This is a genomic window from Aequorivita vitellina (genome assembly GCF_022008365.1).
Lineage (GTDB): Bacteria > Bacteroidota > Bacteroidia > Flavobacteriales > Flavobacteriaceae > Aequorivita > Aequorivita vitellina.
The window spans coordinates 82,247-106,115 of sequence record NZ_JAIRBA010000011.1; the positions used below are offsets into that span (position 1 = coordinate 82,247).

Annotated in this window: 18 protein-coding genes; 13 read left to right on the forward strand and 5 right to left on the reverse strand. The window is 36.8% G+C overall.

The genetic code is table 11. The features are described from left to right. The first annotated feature begins 4 nt into the window (after positions 1-4). Positions 5-2,464, forward strand: a complete 2,460-nt coding sequence (locus tag K8089_RS07650; RefSeq protein WP_407932379.1) for a TonB-dependent receptor — start codon at positions 5-7, stop codon at positions 2,462-2,464. A gap of 82 nt (positions 2,465-2,546) precedes the next feature. Here K8089_RS07650 and K8089_RS07655 read toward each other — a convergent pair whose 3' ends face one another. Continuing rightward, a complete protein-coding gene (locus tag K8089_RS07655) occupies positions 2,547-3,701 on the reverse strand; it encodes a cysteine desulfurase family protein (RefSeq protein ID WP_237602684.1) in 1,155 nt (384 codons plus the stop codon). Positions 3,702-3,982: 281 nt separating this feature from the next. Here K8089_RS07655 and K8089_RS07660 point away from each other — a divergent pair, with 281 nt between their 5' ends. Continuing rightward, positions 3,983-4,873, forward strand: a complete 891-nt coding sequence (locus K8089_RS07660; RefSeq protein WP_237602685.1) for a hypothetical protein — start codon at positions 3,983-3,985, stop codon at positions 4,871-4,873. A gap of 72 nt (positions 4,874-4,945) precedes the next feature. Beyond that, complete coding sequence (locus K8089_RS07665) at positions 4,946-5,473, forward strand: DUF6933 domain-containing protein (protein WP_237602686.1); 528 nt, start codon at positions 4,946-4,948, stop codon at positions 5,471-5,473. Positions 5,474-5,596: 123 nt separating this feature from the next. Here K8089_RS07665 and K8089_RS07670 read toward each other — a convergent pair whose 3' ends face one another. Continuing rightward, positions 5,597-6,142 (reverse strand): Smr/MutS family protein, encoded by a 546-nt coding sequence (locus K8089_RS07670; protein ID WP_237602687.1) that lies wholly within the window; start codon positions 6,140-6,142, stop codon positions 5,597-5,599. A 180-nt stretch (positions 6,143-6,322) separates the two neighbouring features. Between K8089_RS07670 and K8089_RS07675 the strand changes: the two genes are divergently transcribed. Then, a complete protein-coding gene (locus tag K8089_RS07675; protein WP_237602688.1) occupies positions 6,323-8,248 on the forward strand; it encodes a T9SS type A sorting domain-containing protein in 1,926 nt (641 codons plus the stop codon). A 110-nt stretch (positions 8,249-8,358) separates the two neighbouring features. Here K8089_RS07675 and rocD read toward each other — a convergent pair whose 3' ends face one another. Then, positions 8,359-9,600, reverse strand: coding sequence for an ornithine--oxo-acid transaminase (rocD, locus tag K8089_RS07680; RefSeq protein WP_237602689.1), 1,242 nt, complete (start codon positions 9,598-9,600; stop codon positions 8,359-8,361). Positions 9,601-10,036: 436 nt separating this feature from the next. Between rocD and K8089_RS07685 the strand changes: the two genes are divergently transcribed. From K8089_RS07685 to K8089_RS07705, 5 genes are all read left to right on the forward strand, one after another. Then, the gene (locus K8089_RS07685; RefSeq protein ID WP_237602690.1) at positions 10,037-11,887 is read left to right on the forward strand and encodes a PAS domain-containing sensor histidine kinase; all 1,851 of its coding nucleotides are present in this window, start codon (positions 10,037-10,039) and stop codon (positions 11,885-11,887) included. A gap of 10 nt (positions 11,888-11,897) precedes the next feature. Then, positions 11,898-12,290: a response regulator gene (locus K8089_RS07690; protein WP_237602691.1), complete on the forward strand. Its 393-nt coding sequence runs from the start codon at positions 11,898-11,900 to the stop codon at positions 12,288-12,290. Between the two features lie 76 nt (positions 12,291-12,366). Then, a complete protein-coding gene (gene rlmD / locus K8089_RS07695; protein ID WP_237602692.1) occupies positions 12,367-13,776 on the forward strand; it encodes a 23S rRNA (uracil(1939)-C(5))-methyltransferase RlmD in 1,410 nt (469 codons plus the stop codon). A gap of 104 nt (positions 13,777-13,880) precedes the next feature. Continuing rightward, complete coding sequence (locus K8089_RS07700) at positions 13,881-14,378, forward strand: DUF6452 family protein (protein ID WP_237602693.1); 498 nt, start codon at positions 13,881-13,883, stop codon at positions 14,376-14,378. After that, positions 14,341-15,090, forward strand: a complete 750-nt coding sequence (locus tag K8089_RS07705; protein WP_237602694.1) for a DUF6048 family protein — start codon at positions 14,341-14,343, stop codon at positions 15,088-15,090. Before K8089_RS07700 ends, K8089_RS07705 begins: the two co-directional genes overlap by 38 nt. Positions 15,091-15,143: 53 nt before the next feature. Here K8089_RS07705 and K8089_RS07710 read toward each other — a convergent pair whose 3' ends face one another. Further along, positions 15,144-16,301, reverse strand: a complete 1,158-nt coding sequence (locus tag K8089_RS07710; RefSeq protein ID WP_237602695.1) for a THUMP domain-containing class I SAM-dependent RNA methyltransferase — start codon at positions 16,299-16,301, stop codon at positions 15,144-15,146. Between the two features lie 119 nt (positions 16,302-16,420). Between K8089_RS07710 and K8089_RS07715 the strand changes: the two genes are divergently transcribed. Together K8089_RS07715 and K8089_RS07720 are read left to right on the forward strand one after the other, a co-directional pair. Continuing rightward, a complete protein-coding gene (locus tag K8089_RS07715; RefSeq protein ID WP_237602696.1) occupies positions 16,421-17,152 on the forward strand; it encodes a class I SAM-dependent methyltransferase in 732 nt (243 codons plus the stop codon). Further along, on the forward strand, positions 17,152-17,820 hold the full coding sequence (locus tag K8089_RS07720; RefSeq protein WP_237602697.1) for a ZIP family metal transporter: 669 nt from the start codon (positions 17,152-17,154) through the stop codon (positions 17,818-17,820). Before K8089_RS07715 ends, K8089_RS07720 begins: the two co-directional genes overlap by 1 nt. On the opposite strand, the gene K8089_RS07725 is transcribed toward K8089_RS07720, so the two are convergent. Beyond that, positions 17,817-20,273: a helix-turn-helix domain-containing protein gene (locus K8089_RS07725; RefSeq protein WP_237602698.1), complete on the reverse strand. Its 2,457-nt coding sequence runs from the start codon at positions 20,271-20,273 to the stop codon at positions 17,817-17,819. The genes K8089_RS07720 and K8089_RS07725 overlap by 4 nt on opposite strands. Positions 20,274-20,775: 502 nt before the next feature. Here K8089_RS07725 and dcm point away from each other — a divergent pair. Then, positions 20,776-22,011, forward strand: coding sequence for a DNA (cytosine-5-)-methyltransferase (gene dcm / locus K8089_RS07730; protein WP_237602699.1), 1,236 nt, complete (start codon positions 20,776-20,778; stop codon positions 22,009-22,011). After that, entirely contained in the window at positions 21,974-23,281 is a 1,308-nt protein-coding gene (locus K8089_RS07735; protein ID WP_237602700.1) for an MvaI/BcnI family restriction endonuclease, read from the forward strand. Before dcm ends, K8089_RS07735 begins: the two co-directional genes overlap by 38 nt. Positions 23,282-23,869 lie beyond the last annotated feature (588 nt).

The following is a 23,869-nucleotide window of genomic DNA, read 5'->3' on the forward strand; positions in this document are numbered from 1 at the left end:
GCTTTTGAAAACAATTAAACTACCGCTCACACTGCTTTTTATTTTATTTGCAACTGTAATGTTTGCTCAAAAAGCAGTAATTAAAGGAATTATTCTAGACGAAAACAACGTGCCCGTTTATGGCGCAAACGTAACGTATAAAGATACCGGAACCATTTCAGATTTTAACGGCTTTTATTTATTGGAAATTCCATCCAATGAAGATGTGCTAATTACATTTTCTCACTTAACTCATAAGAAAATTGAGATTACCGTAAATCTTTCGCCGGCAGAAGATTATCAATTAAATCCGGTAATGAGCACGAGTGTGGAGCAAATAAGCGAAGTGGTAATTACCGGTCGTGAAAACAGACGCGTGGAAGGGGTTTTAACTATTTCGCCAAGACTCGCTCAAAAAATGGTGGGTGCAAATGCGGGTGTAGAAAATTTATTGGCAACACTCCCCGGTGTAAATAAAACCGACGAACTAAGTACGCAATACGCAGTGCGTGGGGGTAACTACGACGAAAATTTAGTGTATGTAAACGAAATAGAGGTTTACCGTCCATTTTTAATACGAAGTGGACAACAAGAAGGCTTAAGCTTTGTAAATAGCGACCTTACCAGTAATGTAGATTTTTCTGCGGGTGGATTTCAAGCCAAATACGGCGATAAACTTTCATCTGTTTTAGATATTACCTACCGCCGACCAGTAGATTTTGGCGCATCGGTAGATTTAAGTCTTTTGGGGGCTAGCGGCTCTGTAGAAGGCATTTCAAAAGATGGCCGCCTTTCTGGAATTTTAGGAATTCGCTATCGCGACAACAGTCTATTTGTGGAAGCTAAACAGACCGAAACCAATTACCGTCCAAAATTTGCCGATGCCCAAACCTATCTTACCTATAAATTCACCAATAAATTTGAATTGAGTTTTTTAGGGAATGTTTCTATAAATGATTACAATTATAGACCATTAACAAGACAGACCAACTTTGGTACAATTACAAACCCAATTGCATTGCAAGTGTATTACGAAGGACGCGAAGAAGATCGTTACAATACGTATTTCGGAGCTTTAAAATCTACTTGGGTAGTTTCCGATAATTACACTGCGAAATTTATTGGATCCCTCTATCAAACCACCGAACAGGAGTATTTTGATATACTTGCGGAATATAGATTAGGGGAAGTAAACACTGAAATTGGCGGGGAAGATTTAGGCGAAGTAACTTTCACTCGTGGCATTGGTGGCCAACTTACCCACGCCCGAAACGACCTAGATGCACTAATACTAAATATAGAGCACAAAGGAAATCTTGCGCTTGAAGACAACTACATAGAGTACGGTCTTAAATATACACGTGAAGACATTCGTGATCGCGTGCAGGAATATGAAATAATTGACTCGGCTGGGTTTTCTATCCGCCCACCAATATTTCCTCCAAACAACCAACCGTATGAGCCTTACACTTCACCAATTGAGCCATATACAGACGTTCGCGCTCTAAATGACACGCAAATAGACCGTATTTCAGGATATGCACAGTGGAGCAGAAAAACAAATGTTGGCAACAGCGAACTTTGGATGAATGCTGGTGTACGCGCACACAATTGGACGGTTAGCGGTAAAAATATTACAAGCACTACACAAACCGTTTTTAGTCCCAGAGCACAGGTTTCATTAAAACCAGATTGGGAAATGGATATGCTTTTCCGTCTTTCGGGTGGGGTGTATCACCAACCACCTTTTTATAGAGAACTGCGCGATTCGTCGGGTACCGTGCGTCCTGGAGTAAAGGCGCAACAATCCATTCACATTGTATTTGGAAACGATTACAGCTTTAAAATGTGGGACCGCGCTTTTAGATTGAATTCAGAATTATACTACAAACACTTAACAGACGTAAACCCCTATACTTTAGAAAACGTGCGTATTCGCTATCGCGCAAACAACAATGCGGTTGCCTATGCATACGGACTCGATTTACGATTGGCTGGCGAATTTGTTCCCGGAACAGAAAGCTGGGTAAGTCTTGGGTATTTAAAAACTGAAGAAAACATTGACGATCGCGGCTATATTTTTCGTCCCACAGATCAGCGTTTAAAAATTGGAGTGCTTTTCCAAGATTATGTAAAAGTTATTCCTTCGCTTAAAATGTACCTTAATTTAACGTACAATACAGGGCTGCCCGGAGGTTCGCCAAGCTATGCCGATCCGTACAATTACCAAGTAAGGTTGCCAGATTACAAACGCGCCGATTTGGGTGTGAGCTATGTAATTGTGGACGATTCAAAACTAAGGGAAACCGGCTGGTTAAAGCCATTTAAAGAGTTTTCAATAGGGGCCGAAATATTCAACATTTTCGATGTACAGAACTCAATTACAAATACGTTTGTAAGAGATGTGTACACAAAAGTGCAATATTCAATCCCCAACTATTTAACGCCGCGCGTATTTAACGTTAAATTGTCTGCGAAGTTTTAATTGGGAGACAATTCAGGTTGTTGGCTGTAGGTTGTAAGCTAAAAAAATTTCAGATAAGTAATAATTGAAATTAGTCTTTTATTTAAACACCATTTTCAACAAAATCTTTCAATACATCTACCACGTAATCTACTTCTTCTTTTTTGTTAAAGCTAGAGAATGAAAAACGCAGGGATGGTTTGCCTAAATCTTCGTCGGAAAGTATTTGGTTTAACACATGCGAACCGCCCTCGCTTCCACTCTGGCAGGCACTACCTTTACTACAAGCTATTCCTTTTAAATCTAATTGAAACAACAGCAGCATTGCTTTTTCAGCAGAAATAGACAAACACACATTTAGTAGTGTGTAGGTGCTTTCCTCATTATTATCGCAATTACCGTTGAATTTTACTCCCGGAAAATTTTGTATCAACTGCTCTTTAAAATAATCTTTTAGTTCGGTAATATACGCGCGTTCCTTTTTAAGTTTGTGGTACGAAATTTTAAGCGCCTCGGCCATTCCAGCAATAGCGTAAACCGCTTCGGTTCCTGCTCGCATTCCGCGTTCTTGCTCGCCACCGTGGATTAGCGCGCGCAAACCAGAGTTTTTTCGAATAAAAGCAAAGCCAGCTCCTTTCGGCCCGTGAAATTTATGCGCAGCAGCAGCAGCAAAATCGATTGGGGTTTCTTTAAAATCCAATTCAAAATGCCCAACAGACTGCACAGTATCGCTATGAAAAAGCGTATTGTACCTTTTACACAAATTTGCAACTTGCTGTAAATCCAAAACATTTCCTATTTCATTGTTAACGTGCATTAAGCTAACCAATGTTTTATGTGAAGTATCTGCCAAATGACTTTCCAAGTTTTCAAAATCTACGCGTCCGCATTCATCGAGTTTTACAAATTCTACCTGGATATTGTATTCTTTTTGAAGCCATTCCACCGTATGCAAAACGGCGTGATGCTCAATTCGGCTCGTGATAATTCGTTTTACACCGAGGTCGCGAACGGCGCTATTCAAAATTAAATTATCGGCTTCTGTTCCTCCAGAAGTAAAGATTATTTCGCTTGCAGATACATTTAAAAGTTTCGCAATTTCCTTTCGGGCGTTCTCAAGTAATGATTTAGAAGACCTTCCGTAAGAATGTGTGGATGAGGGATTTCCAAATTCGGTTTTTAACACTTCTGAAATGCAGGTTATTACATCGTCGCGTAACTGAGTAGTAGCTGCGCTATCAAAATATACTTTCTTCATTGAGCAATTTTTTTCCTAAAAAAACAGTTTTAAAATACTGTTTTCATTAAACTTTGGAAGCAATTTCCGCTTCCGTGATTCAGTTTGCAAAAATACATATTAAAACAGTTTTGCCAGCATTTCAGTTAAAAAGAAATGTGTTACTTTGTGGTGTGGAAATTTTCCGCAATAACAGGGCTTACTTTTTAAAATTGTGCGTTTCAACTGCAATTGTATCGAAATTTAGCATTTGTTAATCCGTTAAAATAGTTGCGCTTTAAAGCTGTTTCAATATTATATCTATGAATAAATTTTTTATCCTTTTCATTTTCGCTTCTCTCCTTCTGCAAAGCTGCGACGATGGCGATATTATTATAACCTCCTTCAATTTTGACGATGCCCAACTTAAAAAATGTGGCACCTCTGGCAATCACGTTTTTTACAAGGTAAATCCCGAAGCCCTTGAAAGTCTTTCCCTGCGTTTAGGGGTTACAGACAGCCTTTATAAAATTGAAGGAATAAAAGAATACATCTTGAATGGCACCAGCAATTTTGTAAACTATCGCACCTACGACGGGGCTTTGGAGGCTAATTATTTTTGTAGTAGCATTCCGCCTACTTCGCCGCGGGTTACGGTAGATTATTTTGCGGCGTCGGGAATTGCTGAATTTACAACCGTTTTTATATATGACGATAATGACGGTGTTCCCACTGATAAAGAATTTGATGGCGATACCGATGGCGATGGCATCCCTGATATTTACGATGAAGACGACGATGGCGACAACGTGCCAACTGCACGCGAACTGGACATTCAAAATGAAGATGGCGATAACAACCCACTAACAAATCCGTTAGATACGGATGAGGACGGAATTCCGGATTATTTAGACAATGACGACGACGGCGATGGCGTACTTACCCGTAACGAAGATAAAAACAGGGACCTGAACCCTAGAAACGATGTTACGGATCCAAATGTTGGCGCCGACTATTTAAACCCGGCAGTTGCCGACACTTACGAAGTAAATGAATATTACCAACACAAATACACGATTACCAAAAGCGTAAAAATTGTACTGAAAAACTTAGTGTTGGTAAGTGGAGAAGAAGAAATAACAATTGAAACACTAGTAATGGGAACGCTTGAAAACGTTGAAACCATTAATAAAACAAAGAAACCAGCATTTTAAATGTGTATTTGGTTTATTTGAAATATAGTTTATTTTTTCTTTTAACATTGTTTAATTATTTTGCAAAATTTAATGCGAACACCTATTTACACCACAAAAAAACTTGAAAAGTTAATTAAGAAATTAATCCAGTCAGATTCAAACAACACTCCGGGCATTCTGGGAAAATGGAATGCAACCGTGTTTTATGTGGCTCGAAAAAAATGCTGGCTCATCTCCAATGCAAAATCCCAGTATTCAGTTATTTTAACGGACATTAAAGCTGCTGACTTAAAAAATATTGAGCAAATATTTAAAAATGCCTTTTACAGTCAATTGATATACGACGGCATTCTTGTAAAATACGACGCACTGAGCGCACAAATTGGCAAACTTGATTTTTACCGAACAGACAATGACAGAAGAACAACCGGATTTCAAAATCAGCGGCTTCTAACCTTTGATTATTGGATATATGAATTTGGAAGTTTAGAGAATATGCCAATTAAAGAATTGGCAAGTAGGTTGAATTCAGAGTTAATTCACGTCGGGAAAGACCGAAAGATGTCTGATTACACCACCTCTATTGAAGAAATAAAAAAAGTATTGACGAATTTTTAGTGAAGCTAAAGCAATAAAGATATCAAGCAACATCAGCAACGCACAAAGCTTTCGAACCCCAAATTAATAATTTAATGAATATGTCATACTGAGCGCAGTTGAAGTACTTATTTAACGAAATCCCTATTTCACATTTTGATAAATATAAACCTCAGTAGCCCCGCGCCCGTACTTTTGGTAGTCGGCATCGTAAAACTTTAGGTTTTCGTAGCGATTAAAAAGGAATTCCAGCTCGGCGCGAAGCACCCCCTCACCTACTCCGTGAATAAAAACAACTTTTTGAATGCGTTTTGAAATGGCAAAATCCAATTGTCTTTTTGCGGTATCTAGTTGAATGGTTAACATTTCATAATTGTCCATACCGCGGGTTTTTGGCACTAATTGATTAATGTGAAGATCTACAACCATTGGCGGTAAGCTGCGTTCCTTGGGTTTTATGCGTTTGGTTTTTCCAGGTTTTTTGCTTTCTTTTTCTGAAAGCACTTCCGAAACATCCATCTGCGCTAATTTTCTTTTTGAAAGCGAGCCATCCATAACAATAAGTTCGTGTTTAAAAAAATCTAATTCGAAGCCATCTGTGGTTATAATTGTTACTTCGTTACCTTTAACGGCAGTAACCACGCCCGAAATGGCATCGTCTAATACTGAAACTTTATCGTGTACTTTCATATAATTTTAAACAACTTACTACTTCAAAATAACAGATTTTAAAAAAGCCTAAACCCCTCTTATCGAAAATATTACGTATTTTGCAGCGTTTTACGGATTATGTTGTATATTATTTTTAAATTTAACCCGTAAAAAGAAGTTGTTGGTGCCCCCCACCAAGACTTTTAAAAATGCAAAAATATGAAAAACCTACTACTCTTTTCAATCTTCCTTTTAACAACTGTTAGTGTTTTTGCACAATTGACTGTGAGACCAAATGGAGCAAGTGAATCATTTATATATGTAGACGATGAAGTCCTTTTCGTTGAAAAAGATGTGCGATTGTTTAGAAATAATGCCAATAATGATTTAGAAGCTAGTATTTATTTACGAAACAATGGACAATTGGTTCAAGGTAATAATAATAGAAAAAACAAAAAATCAGGCCAACTTTCGGTACAACAAAACACACCTGTTACAAACGCTTGGGCTTACTATTATTGGTGTTCGCCAGTGGGTGATCCGGGAATTGAAGGAAACCCCACAGATAATGGCAACCAAAATTTTGGAGTTGGTTTGATTTATGAACCTACCAATAGTACCACCGCTGCACAACAAGTAGCTACAACTACAGGTCTTAATGGAAGCACTGGCCCACTGAGAATTTCCACACGGTGGTTATATACTTTTGTAAATCCTGGTACGGAACGAGAGGGTAACTATCAAGCAATGGGTGGAGGTTTGAATGCTCCTCCTGGTTTTGGATTTACTATGAAAGGAGTGGGAACGGATGTTCCAGGAGGCGATCAAATTTACGAATTTAGAGGAAGACCTAATAACGGAACCTTTGAGGTAGAAGTCAAAGCTCCAGTTAATGGTGAAGCTCAAATGACCTTTACAGGAAATCCCTATCCTTCCGCTCTAGATCTTAACAAACTTTTTTATGATAATGGAAATGGGGAATTAGGTGCAATTTGGTATTACGATGAGAACCGATCTGTTGCATCTCATTATTATTCCCAAAAACCTTTTGGATATGGAGTTTGGGTTCCGGACGAAAAAGATACCGACGCGAACAATACAGACAACTTCCCTAGCGGTTTTTATACGGCTGCACCTTTTTATATCTATAATGCTGGAGGAAGCACTGGAACCGGGGCTGGTACTGGTGGTGCAGACCAGAATAAAAGGTATGCTCCAATAGGACAAGGCTTTATGTTCGTTGGTGAAGCCGATGGCACTGTAAAAATTAGAAATAAACAAAGAGTTTTTTATAAAGAAGATACTGCTGGTTCCGTTTTCCAAAGGCCAGAAAGCGTTAATAGTTATGAAGGAAGTGATTCTCCAGAAACTGAAGGTAGAAATTATTCAACGGTTTCAGAAACAGCAAGTTTAAGTAACCGTACCCCAATGATGCGTCTGTGGGCTATTTTTGATAGAGCAGTAACCAGAGATATGGTAATTGCTTTTTACGATCAAGCTACTGATGGTTATGACCGCGGTTTAGATGGCTTAAGCGCTCAAGATTTACATACAGATGCTTATTTCCCCATTGGCCCAGATAACGCTCGCCTTCCCTACGTAATTAACGGCACAAACTATGTGCCTGAAAAGTATATACCAATTGCTTTTAAAATTAGAAACACCAGCTTAATTGAGTTAAGATTGGTTGAGGAAATTAATCAGCCGTACGAGCGTGCGTATCTTTACGATAGTCAAGAAAACACATACAAACAATTAAATGGGGCCACGCTTGCAAGAGTTACGTTAACCTTGCCTCCGGGAACATATGACAATAGATTCTTTATATTCTTCCGCGGCACAAATAGACCGGGTGGAGAACCTGACACAGAATTAGATATTAAAAGTCTAGTTGCCGAAAACGTAAGCTTTTTCCAAAACAATCCTGGTAAACAGTTAGAGGTTAGAAATCCGGAGGGTTATGTAATAAAAGCTGCTTCGGTTTACGATATGAGCGGGAAACTGGTTATCTCAGAAAAGAATTTAGGCGATAATACAAAATTCAGTTTCTTTACAGGAAATCTTAGTAGTGGCGTTTATCTGGTAAAATTAATTACCGAAAATGATATTGTTATCGACTACAAAGCTGTAGTTCACAATCAATAAATACAGTTTAGCGGAAGGTATCTTCAGCTATTATTAAATAAAAAACGGCTTCGATATTTTCGAAGCCGTTTTTATTTGATCGTTCTAAAATTATGCGAACTTTTAATTATTTATTCAAACTCTTTAAGTGTTGAAATAATAATTGAAATGCAATCCATTAATTGTTCTTCATTCATCACCAATGGCGGCGCAAAGCGGATAATGTTTCCGTGGGTAGGTTTTGCCAGCAATCCGTTATCGCGAAGTTTTAAGCAAATGTTCCAAGCGGTGTCGCTATCTTCAGAATCGTTGATTACTATTGCATTTAGCAAACCTTTTCCGCGAACAAGTTTGGTAATACTGCTGGTTTCAATATATTTATTCAATTCACTTCGGAATAGTTTTCCAAGTTTTTCAGCATTTTCAGCTAAGTTTTCATCTTTAACTACACTTAACGCAGCCATTGCTACAGCGGCGGCCACAGGATTTCCACCAAAAGTAGAGCCGTGGTTTCCGGGCTGGATAACCTCCATAATATTATTATTTGCCAAAACCGCAGAAACTGGATATGCTCCTCCACTCAATGCTTTCCCCAAAATCAAAAGATCGGGTTTTACGTTTTCGTGATCTACTGCAAGCAGTTTCCCGGTACGAGCTATTCCCGTTTGCACTTCATCTGCAATAAAAAGCACGTTGTGTTTTTCGCACAAGGCTTTTGCTTTGCGCAAATACCCTTCTGAAGGCACATAAACCCCAGCTTCTCCTTGAATAGGCTCTACCAAGAATCCGGCAATGTTTTTATTGCTTTCCAACTGCTGTTCAAGTTGTTCAAGATTGTTGTATTCTATTTTTATAAACCCTTTGGTGTATGGGCCAAAATTTTTACGTGCAACGGGGTCGTTACTAAAGGAAATAATAGTAGTAGTTCTTCCGTGAAAGTTGTTTTCGCAAACAATTATTTCGGCTTCATTTTCATCTAAGCCTTTCTTTTCATAAGCCCATTTTCTACAGATTTTTAAAGCGGTTTCTACAGCTTCGGCACCTGTATTCATAGGAAGCAATTTATCGAAATTAAAAAACTCGCAGGCAAATTTTTCATATTTCCCAAGCATATCATTATGAAAAGCGCGGGAGGTAAGCGCTAGTGTTTTTGCCTGTTGCATCATTGCATCGACAATTGTAGGATGGCAGTGACCTTGGTTTACGGCTGAGTAAGCTGAAAGAAAATCGTAGTATTTCTTGCCTTCAACATCCCACACATAAACGCCTTCGCCTTTATTTAAAACCACGGGCAGCGGGTGATAGTTATGGGCTCCATATTTGTTTTCTAAATCGATAGCTTTCTGCGAAGCTGTTTGCTCTAAAACTGACATAAGATTGTAATAATTTTGAAGTAAAAAATGTTGTGATTCCTACTTGTGGAGAGAAATCATCCTTGGATTTGCAAAATTAACGATTATTATCTTTATAATTAAACCATATAATATAATTGTTGTTCATAAAAAGCAATGGCTGTATTGAGAAACACGTATGTTTTATAGTGTCCGCTGCGGTAAGTGGGTTTTGTTTTTTCCAATATTCAATGCCTACGCGTATTATAATTGGCTATGGCCACTTACATTTTGGTAATTAAGCGTTTGCCAATAAGCCAACCTTCCCATAAAACTCAATATACTTTATTAGGGTTGCATAATTGTTTTTTAGGTTTTATTTTTAATCGTTGTTGCAACTTGAAAGTATTTTAATTGAATATTTTAGCAGGCTGTTTTAAATAAACTTATTAACTTAGAGAAGCCACATAAATTACACATGAAAATTTATTCACATATAATAGATGACTTGGATTTGGGTGTTTGGGAATTTAACGTTGAAACCCAACATATTAACTGTAATGAAAATTGGGCGGCAATATTGGGATATACAGTTTCGGAATTGCAGCCAATTACAACCGATACTTGGAACAATCTGTTTCATCCAAAATATATTGGGAAATCAAAAGATTTATTTAAAGCACATTTAGAAGGCAAAACCGAACAATACAAATGCGAAATTAGATTAAAGCACAAAAAAGGCCACTATATTTGGATTTATGCACAAGGCAGAGTTGTAACGCGCAAGCAAAATGGCAAGCCTGTTTTGGTAGTAGGGACAAATAGAGATATTAGCGAAGAGAAAAAAGATCAATTAAAACTGAAACGGTATAAAGACATTTCAGAAATAGCCAGTGAGGTCGCGCAAACAGGCTATTGGGAAATAGATTATTTAACCAATTCTTTTTATTGGAGCCCCAAGAGCAAGGAAATTTATGGGGAATCTAAAGACTTTGAACCCAAGGAAAAGGAAGTACTAAATTATTTTCCCGAAGGCGAAAACAGGGAACGCGTTAAACAAGCAGTTAAGGATGCCGTTTTAAATAAAAAGAACTTCGATCTTGAAGTACAAGTTAATAGCCGGGATAAGTCGCTTAAATGGGTTCGAATGATTGGCATTGCTGAATTCAGAAAATCAAAATGTATCCGGTTATACGGAATTGTTCAAGATATAGATGCATTTAAAAAGATTCAGATTAAAACGATAATTCAGGAAGAGCAATTTAGACAAACCTTTGTGCATGCGCCCATTGGGATGGCATTGGTTGACTTAGACGGAACGTGGCTAAAAGTGAACGAAGAAATATGTCACTTTTTAGGCTTTTCTAAAAAGGAGCTCTATGCTTTAACTTTTAAAGACATAACACATCCCCACGATCTTGAAAAAGACATAGAGTTGTTAACGGAATTGCTCAATGACGATCTTAAAAACTATCAAATGGATAAGCGTTATATCCGTAAAAACGGCGATGTTGTTTGGGCTAATTTATCGGTTTCGTTGGTGCGAGATGACGATGGTAATCCGCTGCATTTTGTCTCGCAAATACAAGATATAAACGAAAACAAAAAATTGACCGAAGCCATTCAGGATCAAAACAAGCGACTCATCAACTTTGCGTATATTGTATCTCACAACTTGCGGTCGCACACCGGCAATATTGCAATGCTATTAGATTTGATGATTCCCGAAATGGAAGATTCTTCAGAAAACGAATATATAGAACACTTAAAAACGGCTTCAAATAATTTAACTGAAACGGTAAAACACTTAAATGAAGTAGTAGTTATAAACACTAAAATTTACGACAATCTGGTTCCGTTAAATTTGTATCGGTACGTTTCAAATGCATTGGGAAGCATTCAGGGCTTAGTGACAGCAACACATACAGCGGTAATTATTAATATTGAAAAGGAAATTTATATAGCAGGAATTCCCGCTTATTTAGAAAGCATATTGCTCAACTTTTTAACCAACGCTATAAAATATAAAACCCCAAAGGGTACGCCACGTGTAGAACTTTCGGCAAATAGCGAAGACGATAATATTCTATTAAAAATAAAAGATAACGGCGTGGGAATAAATTTAAAACGTGATGGCAAAAGGTTATTTGGTATGTATCAAACTTTTCACAACAATGAAGATTCCCGTGGTATCGGGTTATTTATAACCAAAAATCAAATAGAAGCAATGGGTGGGAAAATTGAAGTGGAAAGCGTAGTTGGTAAAGGCACCCAATTTACTATCTACTTCAAAAAATGGAAAACACAAAACACTATTTTAAACCAATAAATAAAAAGCTATGACAAAAATAAACTTAGCCTGTATAATAGACGACGACCCCATTTTTGTTTTTGGAACCAAAAAGATAATGCAAGTGGCAGATTTTTGTGAGAGCTTTATGGTTTTCCACAATGGTCGGGATGCATTAAATAGCCTTAAGGCAATTATTAAAGGTGGCGAAATACTCCCGGAGATAATTTTGTTAGATTTAAATATGCCCATTATGGATGGATGGGAGTTTTTAGAAGCCTTTACCGCAATTCCCACGCCGGTACAAATTAGAATTTATATTGTGAGTTCTTCTTTAGACCCACAAGATATAAACCGCGCAAAGAATTTTAAAAGTGTAAATAATTACATCATTAAACCAATTGCTTTGGAAGCTATTAGCGATATAAAGAACGATTTATAATTGTCTAATTTTAAATTACACGAATCATAGTCTTAAAGGTTCGTTTAAATGCCAAAAACGTTCTATTTTTGCGCCTATGGCAAGAAAAAATAAAAGGGTGGTTTTAGAAAACCTTGAAGTAATTGATGCGGGAGCAAAAGGAAAAGCAATAGCAAAAGCGCCCGATGGCAGAGTGGTTTTTATAAATAATGCCGTGCCCGGCGATGTTGTAAACGTACAAACCCATAAAAAACGCAAAGCGTATTACGAAGGTTCTGCTATTTCAGTTTCAAAATATTCTGAAAAAAGAGCCGAGCCTGTTTGTCCGCACTTCGGTACCTGCGGGGGTTGCAAATGGCAAAATATGGGCTACGAGCACCAGCTATTTTACAAGCAGAAGGAAGTTGAGCAAAATTTAACCCGCATTGCCAAAGTAGAATTGCCGCCAATTCAGCCTATTTTGGGCTCTGAGAAACAATACTTCTATCGCAATAAAATGGAGTTTTCTTTTAGTGATAGCAAGTGGTTAACGCTGGACCAAATAAAAAGCGATGAAATAATCGAAAACCGAAATGCCTTAGGATTTCATATTCCCGGAATGTGGGACAAAATTTTAGACCTCGATATTTGCTATTTGCAGGGCGACCCCAGCAACGCTATTCGCGATTTTGTAAAAGCAAAGGCCGAAGAATTAAACCTCAGTTTTTTCAATTCAAGAAATCAGGAAGGGTTTTTACGCACTTTAATGATTCGTACATCTTCAATTGGGGAGACTATGGTTTTGCTGCAGTTTTTTCACGAAGATGAAGAAAATAGAAAGCTTCTTTTACAGGCGATAGCTGAAGAATTTCTGCAACTCACATCACTTTTATACGTAATTAATTCAAAAGGAAACGACACCATTTACGATCAAGATATTGAACTATTCTACGGAAGAGATCATATTTTTGAAGAAATGGAAGGTTTAAAATTTAAGATAAACGCCAAGTCTTTTTACCAAACCAATAGCGAACAAGCCTACGAACTTTATAAAATAACCCGCGATTTTGCCGGTTTAAGTGGCGATGAATTAGTGTACGACCTTTACACCGGAACAGGCACAATTGCGCAATTTGTGGCCAGAAAAGCTAAAAGAGTAATTGGTGTTGAATCTGTGCCCGACGCTATAAAGGCAGCTAAAGCAAACGCTAAATTAAACAATATTGATAACGTTGAGTTTTACGTGGGCGATATGAAAAAGGTTTTTAATGAAGCATTTATTAATACCCACGGAAAACCAGACGTTGTAATTACAGACCCACCGCGAGATGGCATGCACGCCGATGTTGTTGCACAGCTGCTCAATTTAGCCGCCGAAAAAATTGTTTATGTAAGTTGTAACAGCGCAACCCAAGCTCGCGATTTAGCACTTTTAGATTCAAAATATAAAGTTACAAAAGTGCAGCCGGTAGATATGTTTCCACAAACGCATCACGTAGAAAATGTTGTATTTTTGGAAAAACGTTAATTCATCAAAAGAACAGAGATGGGTTTTAATTTTTTATAAATGTTTTGATGCGGTATTAGTCTTTCGTTTATGTCAAAAAGCCTTAGGTCTATTTAAAAAGAATTATGTTTAAAAAAATTATTCTTCTCATATTTATAATCTTCGCCTTTAAAGGTTGTACCAAGGACGACATCTGTCCCGATGGAACTGCGACGACCGCAAAAATGGTTATCACGTTTAACGATATTGCGAACCCCGTCAATGAAAAGAAAGTAAATGTTTTAACCGTTGAAACAGACTATGAAGATAGCGTTGTGTTAATTTCAAAGCTTGAAACAGGAGAAATTGCGATACCGCTTAGCACTACTTCAGATACTACAAAATATAAATTTATTCGCACAACCTTCACTACCAACGACACACTAATCAATACAGATAAAGTGATGTTTGTGTACCAGAGACGCATTGGATATGTTAATCGTGCCTGCGGATTTAATACCGAATACTTTAACCTTGAGGCAACTTTAGCACCTGAAGGAAACGAAAATTGGATTCAAGAAATTGTTGTAAAACGAGATACTGTAAATGTTGAAAATAGCGCCCACATTACTATGCTGCATTAGCCTTTTTTGCGGCACACATTTTATGGTGGCGCAAAAGAATAGTGAAACTGCAACCGACACCCTCCCCAAAATTGAAAAGTTTGGCCTTCGGGTGGGCGTAGATTTGGCAAAACCGTTGCGAACCATAATTGAAGATGGTTATTCTGGATTTGAAATTATGGGTGACTTTAGAGTATCCAAAAAGTTTTATGCTGCAGTAGAACTCGGTAATGAAAAGAAAGATTGGATTGAGCCTTATATTTCAACAAATACCAGCGGAAGCTACGCTAAAATTGGGTTTGACTACAATGCGTATGAAAATTGGCTAGGGATGGAAAACGCCATTACACTTGGCATGCGCTACGGAATTTCTAGTTTTACCCAGAAGTTACTCAGTTACCGAATTTATACAGACAACCCTGCATTTCCTACCGAAACCATTTATGATCCTCAAGAATTTAGTGGCCTTACAGCACATTGGGCAGAGTTAATTATTAGCGTTAAAACTGAAATACTCAACAACTTATACCTCTCCTTAAATGTACAATTGAAACGAAAAATTTCAGAAACAGAACCAGATAATTTTGCGAATTTGTACATCCCAGGTTATAATAGAACGTACGATTATAGCGAATTTGGCGTGGGTTATGGGTACTCTATTTCGTACTTAGTGCCAATTTTTAAGAAGCAATCTACCCCCCAACAAAATCTCCAACCCCCGAAGGGAGAGTAACGCTAGGGTTTAAAGGTTCTCTGAAACTGATTCATTGAACACTGAAGACTGAATTATTGCTTACTAGTCTTTCTACTTCCCTCGTACATTTCGTAACGTACAAGTTTAGACTCTAGCTTCCCGTTAAAGAGTTTTATCTTTCGTGACGGTCTAAGGCCAACAAATTTTAATGCTTCCATATTTGAAGTAATCATCCAAGCCTGGGTGCCGGGATAGCCTCGTTTAAGCGTATTCCCAATGGAACTGTAAAACGCTTTCACATCGTTTACTGAAATACGTTCGTCGTATGGTGGGTTAAAAACAATATAAAGCGACTTGTCTTCTTCCTTTTCACTTTCAAAAAAATCTTGTTGCTTCACCTCAATAAAATCCTGAAGATTGGCACTTTTAATATTTTCTTTCGCTTTGTGGATTGCCACTGGATCGGTGTCGTATCCATAAATTTTATGCGGGAAATCGCGCACCTTTTTTAAAGCGGCTGCTTCAATTTTTTCATATAAATCTACATCAAAATCTGGCCAAGTTTCAAAGCCAAATTCATCGCGATTTAAATTTGGCGGTATATTGCAAGCTATCAATGCGGCCTCGGTAAGCATCGTTCCACCACCACACATTGGGTCCAGAAAATTACACTGGCCTTGCCATCCTGCGAGCATTAAAATTCCTGCTGCAAGTACTTCGTTTATGGGCGCGAGGGTACTCTCTACCTTATAACCGCGTTTGTGTAAAGATTCGCCCGAACTGTCTAAAGAAACAGTACAAATATTTCTATCAATATGGATATTTATTCGCAAGGTAGGATGATCTAAATCTACATCGGGCCTAACCCCTTCCCTATCGCGAAACCTATCTACAATAGCATCTTTGGTTTTTAAAGCAATGTATTGCGAATGCGTAAAAACATCAGAGAAAACGGTTGCATTAACGGCTAATGAGCCTTTTACATCCATATAGTTTTCCCACGGCATTTCATAAATCTTTTTATATAAATCGTCTTCGGTAAAAATATTAAAAGCCGAAATTGGTTTTAATATTTTAATAGCCGTTCGGCAACAAAGATTTGCTTTATACATAAACCCGGTATCGCCTTCAAACGAAACGTTCCGCACACCAATTTCTATAGCTGAAGCTCCCAATTGGCGAAGCTCCTGCGCGAGGAGTTCTTCCATCCCAAAGAGGGTTTTAGCAACCATTTTAAAATTATTCGTCATAAGTAATCCCTTTAAAAGCAGAGAACTTTTTAATTAATTGTATATTTTAATGAAATTAAAAAACTTCAATTTAATAAGGCCACAAAAATACAGTATTTTTGCAGGGCGAAACGATAACTATGCAAAAAGATAAAGACAATTGGTACGCTTCGTGGTTCAATACCCCATATTATCACATACTTTATAAAGACCGAAACCACAGGGAAGCGGCTCTTTTTATGAACCAGCTTACCACTTTTTTAAAATTAAAACCCAAAGACACTATTTTAGATTTGGCCTGCGGAAAAGGGCGGCATTCAAAATATCTCTACAAACAAGGTTTTGATGTTACCGGTGTAGATTTATCTGCGGAAAGTATTCGCTATGCAAAACAATATGAAAAACCATACCTTCACTTTGAAGTGCACGATATGTGCTTGCCGTATCCACAACAATTTGATGCAGTTTTTAATCTATTTACAAGCTTTGGGTATTTTGAAAATGAAGAAGACAATTTAAGAACCATTCGCGCCATAAAAGCTGAATTAAAGCCTTCGGGTTTTGGAGTTATCGACTTTTTAAATGCTGAATTGGTTATAAAAAACTTAATACCTTCCGAAAAAAAGAAAGTGGGCAATATTGTATTTCATATTGAAAAATATGTTGAAGACGGCTACATAATTAAAAACATTCGTTTTACAGATAAAGGTGAAGATTACTTTTTTGCAGAACGGGTAAAAGCGTTGACTTTAGAAGATTTTAAAGCTTATTTTGACGAAACCACAGCCGAATTAAAACACGTATTTGGCGATTATAGTTTGAACGATTTTGATAAAAACACTTCCGAACGATTAATATTAATTTTTAATTAATGAGTTATCTATTATTATTTTTATCTGTAGCCCTAGGTTACGTTGTCGCACTTTTTTTGAAGAAAAAAGAGTTGCGAAACATGGAGGTTTTTCTGGCCTTTAGCGGTGCATTTTTACTTTCTATAACCGTTTTTGAATTATTGCCACACGTTTTTGAAGACCATTCAAAAAGCATAGGAGTTTATATTATGCTGGGAATATTGTTGCAAATATTCTTAGAATTCTTTTCAAAAGGAGCCGAACACGGGCACGTACATTTACATTCAGAAGCGAAACACTTTCCGTGGATTTTGTTTATCAGTTTAAGCATACACGCATTTATGGAAGGTTTTCCCATTTCGGAACACAATAACTTATTAATTGCTATTATTATTCATAAAATTCCGGTAGCGATAATCTTGTCGTTCTTTTTTATAACAGCAGGATACAGAAAGACTACCACCCTGCTCTTCCTTTTCTTTTTCGCGATTATGACGCCTTTGGGAAGTTTTATTTCTACCAATTACAATCTAATTCATCAATATGAAACCCCCATCACAGCAGTGGTAATTGGGATATTTCTTCATGTATCAACTACAATTCTATTTGAAAGCTCAAAAAATCACAAGTTCAATCTTTCGAAGATGACGGCAGTAATTTTAGCGGTTATAATTGCGTATTTTATTTAATTTACTTTTATAGTATTTGAGTGGGATTTGATGCTTTTCTCGTATTGAAGTGCATTGGTAACCATTCGCAAATCGCCAAAAGAATATTTATCGTCTATTTTATTCTTTAAATCGCTAAGCCCTTTGTAAGTTGTGGTTTCCATTATTTTTTTGAGTTCCAGATATTTTTCAGCTGGTTTTAATTCGGTTATTTTTATTTCTCCCGAAGCCAAAAAAACACCGAGATGCCGTACAATAGTGCCAATGGGGAAACCGCGTTCCTCGGCAATTTCGGGAATGCTCATTCCCGATTTAAATAAATTATAGGAGATTTGCTGAGTTTCACTTCTTTTAGGAACTGAAATGTTTTTCTTATTGGGTACAATTGCATTTTCTTCACAATAATCACTGATGGTTTCAAGAATAGCAGCGCCGTATTTTTCGAGCCTAACTTTTCCTATGTCGGTAATTGCGCGTAGTTGTTTTGCGTTTGTCGGCAATACTTCGCACATTTCAAAAAGCGCTTTTTGAGTAAAAACTTGAAAGGGCGGGATAGCTTCTTCTTCCGAAAATACGGTACGGAGTTCTCGCAACATTTCAAATAATTCGTTATTTTCGGTTGATGCGACAAAGTTAGTTTTGCGTTTTGGTTTTTCTATTTCCTGCAGCGCTGCTTTAGCCCGCAAATCCAAATATTTTGAAGTTTTAAAACCTTCTTTTAAACCTTTAAAGCAATACTGTTTTACGGCAATCAATTCTTCCAAATTATTTAGCTGAGTTGAAATATCTTCTTTAATTGCTTTATTATCGGTAGTAAAATTTAGATCGGCTAAAGGTTGAATGATAAAATCTTGCAAATGCTTTTCAAAATAAAAAACTGCCTTTTTAAAGCGCTCTTGTAGCAGAAGATTATTTTCTGGAGCATCGTGCTCACTTAAATTTTTTAATTGAAACTGGAAGCTCGTATTAATTTTTAAAAGTTCCGTCACTCCTTTTTCCTTTAAAATGGTAAGTTGGTCGAGTAAGTTTCCGTTGATGCTGCCTTTATTTTTAAAATAAATATCTATAATACGACTAACCGGATGTAAAAAAGTATGAAAGTTAAAAATATCGTTGATTAAATTAAGTTGATATGCTATTTGCGAAGTTTCCAAAATGGAAGAATCTGGTTGGTTCGCTTCAGCATTTTTGCTAAAGGAGGCAACTTCGTGATTGTTGATGATGCTTTTTCGGGAGAGCGGACCGGTTAAAACAATTCCTTCCAAAGTTTTGCAGCGGCTTAAAGCCACATAGGTTTGCCCGTGGGCGAAGGCTTCTTGGGCATCGATAATAACGTTTTCAAAAGTGAGCCCCTGACTTTTATGAATAGTTATAGCCCAAGCCAAGCGCAGCGGAATCTGTGTGAAGGAACCTATTTCATCTTCTATTATTTCCTTTGACTCTGGATTGATGGAATATTGAATATTCTTCCATATTTCTGGGCTAGTGACGATATCGAAATTATCGCCGGGACAACGCACTAGCACTTCGTCTTCGTCTAAATCTATAACAGTTCCAATTTTTCCATTGAAATAACGCTTCTCTGGAGAGCTGTCATTTTTAACGAACATGACCTGAGCGCCTACTTTTAGTTCTAATTTTAAATGCGTGGGAAAGGTATATTCTGGAAACTTACCTTCTACTTCTGCTTCGTAGATAAAACTTTTCTTTTTCAGTTTTTTTAGTTCCACAGAATTAATTCTATCGGCTCTATTGTTATGCGTGGTTAATGTTATATAGCCGTCGCCGTCTTTTGCCGAAAAGTTAGGAATATACCGTTTGTTGAGTGTTTCGGAAGATTGGGGCGTTAGGGAATCATTTCGAATTTCGTTTAATATTTTTATAAAATCTGCACTTTCCTGTCTGTAGATGTGTTTCAATTCAATGGTAAGCGCGTTGGATTTTTGGAAGGAATTACTCCCGAAGAATAACCCTGTATTGTAGTGTTTTTTTAAAAGCTGCCATTCATCATTTTTTATTACTGGCGACAGCTGTTGCAAGTCGCCAATCATCAATAGTTGGGCACCACCAAAAGGTTTACTTCTATCTCTAAACCTGCGCAAAACCTGGTCTATACCATCCAGTAAATCGGCTCGAACCATACTTACTTCATCGATTATCAAGAGGTCTAAAGACTTAATTATATTGATTTTCTTTTTACTGAATTTTTTAGAAAGTGAATTGCCTTGTGCATTTGCAGTTTCGGGTAAGATGGGGCCAAAAGGCAATTGAAAAAAGGAATGGATGGTCACCCCTCCCGCGTTGATAGCCGCCACTCCGGTGGGTGCTACAACTGCCATTCTTTTTAGGGAATCCTTTTTTAATTTATGTAGAAACGTAGTTTTCCCCGTCCCCGCTTTTCCGGTCAGGAAAATATTCCTGTCGGTATAATTGACGAAGTTCCAAGCCAGATCGATTTCAGGATTTTGAATCATTATAAAAAATTGTGGCGGGGAGGCTTTCGTTTTTCGATGAATAAATATACTAAATATAGCAGAAAAATAAAATCTGAATTGTAAAATTGGATGGTAATAGTTGTTTGAGCCTTTTAGTCAGTTTATATTCGGTACTGACGGAAGTAAATGCAATAATAGTATTGTACAGCTTTCCCGCCTAACACCCCTACCATCACAATGCGATAGCATGTAAACAAAGCTCCCACAGTTCAAATACAGACTGAAAGTTTGTGGTTATTCCTGTAATTACTATGAATTGAGTTACAGCCAAGTTGTAAGTAATGCAGAAATTGAGCTGAAATTGAACATTTGAACTAAAAAAGCCAACCGCATAGTCAAGCACATTTCATTTTTTTCGTGCCTCAAAAAATAAAAAGAGCTTGTCTTTTTTCAACGCTTACACACGTTCATAAGATTGTTAAAAAATGGAAAATGGAAAAATGGAATTTATCCTAAATTTTCGTTACTTTACAGATTAGTTATGGGCAAAAAATATTCAGACATAAAAGAAAAACTTCAAATCGTTGTAGATAAGAAAACTACTAACGACTTGGCACATTTGACACACTATTTTCAAAATCACAAAAATGGTGTTTCTCAATGTTTTAGATCATCTGCAACTGAATATTTGAGCGAACTGCACGAGGAACTGAATATAGCAGAAGAACCAAACTTTCAATATTATTTACCGATAAAATGGGATATTCCATTTCCACCAACAGAAAACCCAACATTCAAGTTTATTGACCTTTTTGCTGGAATTGGAGGAATAAGATTGGCTTATCAAAATAATGGCGGAAAGTGTGTATTCACAAGTGAATGGGACACTTATGCAAAAAAAACCTATGAAGCTAATTTTGGAGAAGTACCTTTTGGAGACATAACTCAAATTTCAGAAAAGGATATTCCTGACCACGATGTTCTGTTAGGTGGTTTTCCTTGTCAACCATTTTCAATCGCAGGAGTTTCGAAGAAAAACTCGTTGGGAAGAAAACACGGTTTTTTGGATGAAACTCAAGGAACTTTATTTTTTGACATCGCAAGAATAATAAAACATAAAAAGCCAAAGGCTTTTATGCTTGAAAATGTAAAAAATCTCGTGTCTCACGACAAAAAGAAAACATTTAAAGTCATAATTAGTACTTTAGAAAAATTAGGCTACAACGTTCATTTCAAGATTCTAAATGGCAAACACTATGTTCCTCAAAATCGTGAACGAATTATAATTGTAGGATTCAAAAAGACTGTTTTTAAAAGTAAAGAAACGTTTGAGTTTCCAGACCCACAAGAATCAAACTTTGTTTTCAAAGATATTCTTGAACCTAAAGTTGACGACAAATATACTTTGTCTGATAAACTCTGGAATTATCTACAAGAACACGCACGAAAACATAAAGCTAAAGGAAATGGTTTTGGTTTTGGATTGACTGACTTAAATGGTATTTCAAGAACAATTAGTGCAAGATATTATAAAGATGGTTCAGAGGTTTTAATTCCACAAAAAGGAAAAAATCCAAGAAGATTAACACCAAGAGAATGTGCGAGACTTCAAGGATTTCCAGATAAATTTATAATTCCTGTCTCAAATAATCAAGCATATAAACAATTTGGCAATTCTGTTGTAACACCTTTAATACAAGCTGTTGCAAAAAATATTGTAAAAGAACTTTCAAAAATTAATGAATCTAACCAATCTAAAATCGCTGTTCATAAATAATGGATGTAAGAAGATTTATGTAAAAACTCTCGCACCAAATGACAACTCTAAAAATCAAGTTTATTTTGGTGGTAGTTTTGAAATTTTAAACATATTACCACTTTCAGAAATTGTGACTGAAGAAGCAGGAGACTGGAATAAAGAAAGATTTAAAGCTAAAATCAATTTTTCTTGGATTGACGATGAGGGTTCTATTTTTCCAGCACCACAAGCACAACTTATACTCTACCCCAAATATCCTGAAGTACGTTTCTCTGGCTTTCTTGCAAGATGTAAAAAAGCACCTTCCGAATTAATGACCCAGAGATTAGCTGGTAGATTGCTTTTCTTTTCAGTTGCTCAAAATGGAACAATTTTAGGTTATGTAACAGCACCAGACTCTGAAATAGCAAACGAATTTAATCAAACAGAATTTGATTCAGTTCACGGAGTTTTCTCTGTAATAGATTTGCCGAAAGCCAAAAACAATCGAGCAGTTTTACTAGGCGAACTAAAACGTATTCACGAACTAGGTTGGATTGATTCAAAAAGACTAGACACTAATGGAAATATTATGGATTGTCGTGCACCTAATTGTGGTGGTTATACTTTAGAAGCAGAATTAGGGGTTACGCCAAATGGCTATTCTGAACCTGATTTTATGGGTTGGGAAGTTAAGCAATTTGGTGTTGCGAATTTCAATCGTACTAAATCCAAAGCCATTACTCTAATGACACCTGAACCAACAGACGGATTATACAAAACCGAGGGAACGGAATATTTTGTCAGAACTTATGGTTACGAAGACAAAAGAGGAAGACCAGATAGATTGAATTTTGGAGGAGTTCACAAAGTTGGAGAAAAACATCATCTCACAGATTTAACAATGCAATTAATCGGATTTGACGTTGAAAGCGGAAAAATACGCAATACGAATGGTAGAATTGCATTACTGGACGAAAAAGAGAATGAAACAGCTTCTTGGAGTTTTTCCTCAATGCTAACACATTGGAACAGAAAACATAATCAAGCTTGTTATGTACCTTCATTATCAGAAATTAAACCTGAAAGAAAGTACAGATATGGAAATGAAATAATTTTAGGAACAGGAACTGATTTCCAACTATTTCTTTCGCAAATGGCTCTTGGGAATATTTATTACGACCCAGGAATTAAATTGGAAAATATTTCTACCAAACCTAAAATTAAGAAACGAAGTCAGTTTAGAATAAAGTCTGGTTTTTTACCAAATTTATATAAACAGAATGAAATAATTGATATTGCGGAATAGCCAACGCTTAAAGCCATACACATTTGCAATTCGCTAAAGCCAAGGCTACGCCAAAAATTGCAAAAGAGTCTGTCTTGCCAACGCTCACATTTGAACTAAATAACAAACATCGGAAAACCAAGCTGAACGTGAAAAGCACTAATTACAACGTGTATAAAACATAGCTATTATAGGCTTTCCGAGAGGTTTTTGTATATTTACAAGGTACGCCAAATTTTTTATTTGGTTATATTTATAAAAGAAAATTAAACATAAAAATAAAAAATTCGGCTCGTGCTAAATCCGAAAAGTTAGCGTCTATTTATACGCTACGTTTCATACACAAGACCGTTTTTAGAATATAAGCGCATTTGTGAGAATCGGTGAAATTGATGATAAAGTTTATAGCTGAATAAATATAAAAACCAAAAAATGAGCCATGTACTTGACTTTCGGGGTCCGTTTGTTGTATCTTGTGTCAATATTGTTCTTCCATACTCATATTTCTATTCCAAAATGGCGACTCAAAGCCGACTTAATGCCGATAAAATGCCGACGTAATGCCGACTCCTAGCCGACTCAATGCCGACTCTACTCCATAGATACTCC

Coding starts and splice junctions, on each gene's coding strand:
- K8089_RS07700 (WP_237602693.1), top strand. CDS start 13,881: ATGTTTAAAAAAATTATTCTTCTCATATTTATAATCTTCGCCTTTAAA.
- K8089_RS07720 (WP_237602697.1), top strand. CDS start 17,152: ATGAGTTATCTATTATTATTTTTATCTGTAGCCCTAGGTTACGTTGTC.
- K8089_RS07705 (WP_237602694.1), top strand. CDS start 14,341: ATGTTGAAAATAGCGCCCACATTACTATGCTGCATTAGCCTTTTTTGC.
- K8089_RS07670 (WP_237602687.1), bottom strand. CDS start 6,142: ATGAAAGTACACGATAAAGTTTCAGTATTAGACGATGCCATTTCGGGC.
- rocD (WP_237602689.1), bottom strand. CDS start 9,600: ATGTCAGTTTTAGAGCAAACAGCTTCGCAGAAAGCTATCGATTTAGAA.
- K8089_RS07725 (WP_237602698.1), bottom strand. CDS start 20,273: ATGATTCAAAATCCTGAAATCGATCTGGCTTGGAACTTCGTCAATTAT.
- K8089_RS07715 (WP_237602696.1), top strand. CDS start 16,421: ATGCAAAAAGATAAAGACAATTGGTACGCTTCGTGGTTCAATACCCCA.
- K8089_RS07710 (WP_237602695.1), bottom strand. CDS start 16,301: ATGACGAATAATTTTAAAATGGTTGCTAAAACCCTCTTTGGGATGGAA.
- K8089_RS07690 (WP_237602691.1), top strand. CDS start 11,898: ATGACAAAAATAAACTTAGCCTGTATAATAGACGACGACCCCATTTTT.
- K8089_RS07685 (WP_237602690.1), top strand. CDS start 10,037: ATGAAAATTTATTCACATATAATAGATGACTTGGATTTGGGTGTTTGG.
- K8089_RS07735 (WP_237602700.1), top strand. CDS start 21,974: ATGAATCTAACCAATCTAAAATCGCTGTTCATAAATAATGGATGTAAG.
- dcm (WP_237602699.1), top strand. CDS start 20,776: ATGGGCAAAAAATATTCAGACATAAAAGAAAAACTTCAAATCGTTGTA.
- K8089_RS07675 (WP_237602688.1), top strand. CDS start 6,323: ATGAAAAACCTACTACTCTTTTCAATCTTCCTTTTAACAACTGTTAGT.
- K8089_RS07665 (WP_237602686.1), top strand. CDS start 4,946: ATGCGAACACCTATTTACACCACAAAAAAACTTGAAAAGTTAATTAAG.
- rlmD (WP_237602692.1), top strand. CDS start 12,367: ATGGCAAGAAAAAATAAAAGGGTGGTTTTAGAAAACCTTGAAGTAATT.
- K8089_RS07660 (WP_237602685.1), top strand. CDS start 3,983: ATGAATAAATTTTTTATCCTTTTCATTTTCGCTTCTCTCCTTCTGCAA.
- K8089_RS07655 (WP_237602684.1), bottom strand. CDS start 3,701: ATGAAGAAAGTATATTTTGATAGCGCAGCTACTACTCAGTTACGCGAC.